Genomic DNA, 3,568 nt, shown 5'->3' with positions numbered 1-3,568 from the left:
GTGTTTTATAATAGTAACGTTGTAGAGTGAAATATAAAATTTAATATTGGATAAAATTCAACAAGACACCATTCCTGGCTAATGATTATGATGTTGCGGAAATCAATATAACAATCTTTGTGAAACAGAGAGGCGACTCTATCGTTTTACAGGGGTACAACAACGCTCCTCTGGCAATAAAGATTACCCTTCCAAACAGGTAACTCAATGAATAAAAATATCATTCTCATCTCCGGGATGCTCTTTTCGACTGTCGGGCATGCCAGCGCACTCTATTTCTATGAAACAGGCACCGAGGACACCGCACTGGCAGGGGCAGGTCAGGCCGCGCGCGCTCAGGATGCCGCAACCTTGCTCACTAATCCCGCCGGAATGACACGTTTACCCGATCATATGGTGACCACAGGATTGCAGGCAATGGGTGGTGATATTCCTTACACACTCAATAACGCGTCTGTCGAACAGCAAAGTCCCGGCAATGCCATGAAGGTATTCCCTAATGCCAGTCTGTTTTACACCCAACACCTGAACGATACCGTTTCTGCGGGAATTGGATTGTATAGCAACTATGGCCTCGGTATTGATTTTGGTCACTGGGCAGGCGATCGACTCATTAAAAAAAGTACGATGGTTGCGATGACGCTGAGTCCAGGTGTGGCATGGAAACTGAGTGATAGAGTGTCCGTTGGTGCTGCAGCCGGGCTCAACTACGGTTTTCTATCCCTGACCCGGAATAATGATGGCAATGATCAGTCACAACACGACCATGACTGGGCGATGAACTATCATCTTGGCTTATTACTGGATTTAACCGACCAAACCCGTGCAGGTATTACCTGGACCAGCAAGACAGACTACCATTTCAATATTGATGGTAAGGTACGATTCCCGAACCAGCCCAATCTTGAGTATGATTTGCCGTTCTCTACCCAGGTGCATGCACCACAACAGGTGATGTTTAGCCTGGTTCACGATATTAATCAGCAGTGGTCGGTGATGGGCGATCTTGGCTGGCAGGACTGGAGCCAGTTTGGTAGTCCGCAGATACAGGTTAATGGTCATACAAGCGATCGAACAAACCGGCTTCAGGACACATGGCATACCGCGTTGGGTGTGCAATATCGTCCCGATGAGCAGTGGCGCATAAATGCAGGCGTCGCATTTGACAGCTCACCGTACAAAACGCAAAACGATGTCGCACTTTCATTACCAACCGGCGATGAATGGCGTTTTGCCACCGGAGCGCAGTACCAAATTACCCCGGCCAGCAATGTCGGATTTGCAGTCGAATATTTGCATATGCAGTCGGCGAACGTAAAATCAGATCCGTTTGCCGGTGAATACAAAAATCCGTGGCTATGGTTTGCCAGTGTTAACTACAGCTATCAGTTCTAGTATTTGGTTGCTTTCCGCGCATTATCAATAATCACCACGTTGAACTATCTCCCGTCATATTACCGTCCAACACGCGCGGTATAGCTGCATTTTTACCCATATCAGGCTATCTGCTGGTGGCCTTTTCCATTTGTTCTAATTTAAATAAAAACTCATTTCTGCTTTAAGTATTGGGCAACATATGATTTTAATAGACTTATGAACTATCTTCATGGATTAACCATTGTTTCACGCCACTCAATAAATTAAAAGAATACAGGTTTTCTCATGCAAATTTTACCCCCGGTACGCCCAGAGCAAAGCATACAGCGTTTGACACAAGCACTTGAACCTATTGCGGAAAAACTCAATGTTGTTCCGCGACGACGCATCATGTGGAAATACAAAAACCAGCCTCAGCTCTATCTGTTTTTGCAAGGCGAGCTCTCTATTTTACGTTCTTCCGATGGTCTGTTGATTGTGACTGTCTATGAGCCTCATTTGTTTGGTATTGCCGAGATGATCCAACCCGTACACGCTCACTTGCTACGTGCTGAAGCGGAATCAACAATATTACGTGTTGATGCCCATAAAGCCAGGGAACTCTTCCATCAACAAGGATTATGGGAAGATGCAGCTGCGCTACTTGCCTATCATACCGGCTATTTATTTTACCGTGATGATTTAGTGGTGCAACAGCGTACCTATTCAGTGATACGAAATCATTTAGAGGAAATGAATCTGTTACCACAAGAGACCCGACTGCGCGTTTCTATTCTGGATTATATTCAGGAACGTACACATTTATCGCGCAGTAGTGTTTTAAATGTTGTCTCTGCGTTAAAAAAAGGGGGGTATATTGACTTTGAACGGGGTGGGTACCTAACGTCAATCAACAAATTACCTGAGGGGTTCTAAATAAGTCCAAAAATAAACTAAAAACCAATTATCAACATGGTCTAAATATCCTATTGTAGCGACACTTTATTTGTTCCAAACATAACTCTATGTCCACGATAGGAAAGCTATGAAAAAGACACTTATTACACTCATTATTGCTAACGCTTTTACCGCAACAACCGCCTTTGCTGCTGCCGATGTCGGTACCTGGTATGCGGGGGGTAAATTTGGTTGGTCACATTATTTTGACTCCAGCACGACACAACAAACCAATGACCATGGGGATAAATACGGCAATGTGGGTTTTGATAGTGATAATGTGGGTGGCGGTGTATTTACCGGTTATCAAATTACACCGTGGCTTGCCGTCGAAGGTGGCTACGATTACTTAGGTAATATGCAATTCAATGGCAGGAATGGTGCATCAGGTTCGCAAATGAAAAGCCAGGGGTTGCAAGTAACGATGAAAGCAAGTTATGGTCTGACCGATGCCTGGGATATTTATGGTCGGGCAGGGGCGATGGGATACCGCGCAGAATCTGATATTAAAGGAAGTAATCATTTTGACACGGGTATACGTCCGGTAGTCGCGGTGGGTACGGAGTATGCGTTCAATAAAAACTGGGCTGGACGCCTTGAATATCAATGGGTAAGCAACGTGGGCAACGAAAATCAGATTGGTGCCAGCAGCGATATCAGTTCAGTAACGGCAGGGGTATCTTACCGTTTTGGTCAGCATGACTGAGTAGATTAGTAGAACGCAGGACAATGCTTTAATTACGCAATGTAGAAAAAGCCTCCTCATTATTATTGAGGAGGCTTTTTTATTACTCAAATAATGAGGTAACAGTTTGATTGATGCTTAACAGCCCAGTTCTATTCTGCTCTCTATAATAGTAGTCATTCATCTGTTGCATTTGCTCAAGCTTGGTTAAAGAGGTATATACCTGGTGAGTCTCACTGTGAACATCAAAAATATCACGCGATTTAACATCCTGAAGATATTCACTTTTTAGTGATATCGCAATATTGTCAATTTGCTGTTTATTTTTTTGATATAACGATCTGTACAGTTCAGGATTAGCAGGTGGTGATGTGGCTTCCTGTTGTACAACTGGAATAATCATGTTGTTAATTTTGCTCACCGGTGCCGGTGGTGCCGAATTACAGGCAGAGAGTGTGCCAATGAAAAAGATAAAGTAGAGTTTGCGCATGTGCTTTATATAGACAGTAAGTGGATGCCTGCCATTATCTTTTTTAACAGGTGTGCGTCCACAACTATGATGTTTAAAAA

At 43.9% G+C, this 3,568-nt stretch carries 4 protein-coding genes; 3 read left to right on the top strand and 1 reads right to left on the bottom strand.

Going from position 1 to position 3,568, the window contains the following annotated elements; all coding sequences use genetic code 11:
* Positions 1-207: 207 nt before the first annotated feature.
* The 3 genes from NNN64_RS22560 to NNN64_RS22550 all read left to right on the top strand — a co-directional run bounded on the left by NNN64_RS22560 (position 208) and on the right by NNN64_RS22550 (position 3,019).
* On the top strand, positions 208-1,395 hold the full coding sequence (locus NNN64_RS22560) for an OmpP1/FadL family transporter (protein ID WP_271442850.1): 1,188 nt from the start codon (positions 208-210) through the stop codon (positions 1,393-1,395).
* A gap of 267 nt (positions 1,396-1,662) precedes the next feature.
* Positions 1,663-2,292: a winged helix-turn-helix transcriptional regulator gene (locus NNN64_RS22555; protein ID WP_271442849.1), complete on the top strand. Its 630-nt coding sequence runs from the start codon at positions 1,663-1,665 to the stop codon at positions 2,290-2,292.
* Between the two features lie 109 nt (positions 2,293-2,401).
* Complete coding sequence (locus tag NNN64_RS22550; protein WP_271442848.1) at positions 2,402-3,019, top strand: outer membrane beta-barrel protein; 618 nt, start codon at positions 2,402-2,404, stop codon at positions 3,017-3,019.
* Positions 3,020-3,101: 82 nt separating this feature from the next.
* On the opposite strand, the gene NNN64_RS22545 is transcribed toward NNN64_RS22550, so the two are convergent.
* Positions 3,102-3,568: hypothetical protein (locus tag NNN64_RS22545; RefSeq protein ID WP_271442847.1), on the bottom strand; the 467-nt coding region annotated here is incomplete at its 5' end.

Source organism: Citrobacter sp. Igbk 14 (genome assembly GCF_028069825.1).
Lineage (GTDB): Bacteria > Pseudomonadota > Gammaproteobacteria > Enterobacterales > Enterobacteriaceae > Citrobacter.
Note: the sequence above shows the minus strand (reverse complement) of the source record. Positions and strands in the feature narration are given on the sequence as shown.

What these genes read in the sequence shown, in the direction of transcription:
- NNN64_RS22560 (WP_271442850.1), top strand. Translation starts at nt 208, where the DNA reads ATGAATAAAAATATCATTCTCATCTCCGGGATGCTCTTTTCGACTGTC.
- NNN64_RS22555 (WP_271442849.1), top strand. Translation starts at nt 1,663, where the DNA reads ATGCAAATTTTACCCCCGGTACGCCCAGAGCAAAGCATACAGCGTTTG.
- NNN64_RS22550 (WP_271442848.1), top strand. Translation starts at nt 2,402, where the DNA reads ATGAAAAAGACACTTATTACACTCATTATTGCTAACGCTTTTACCGCA.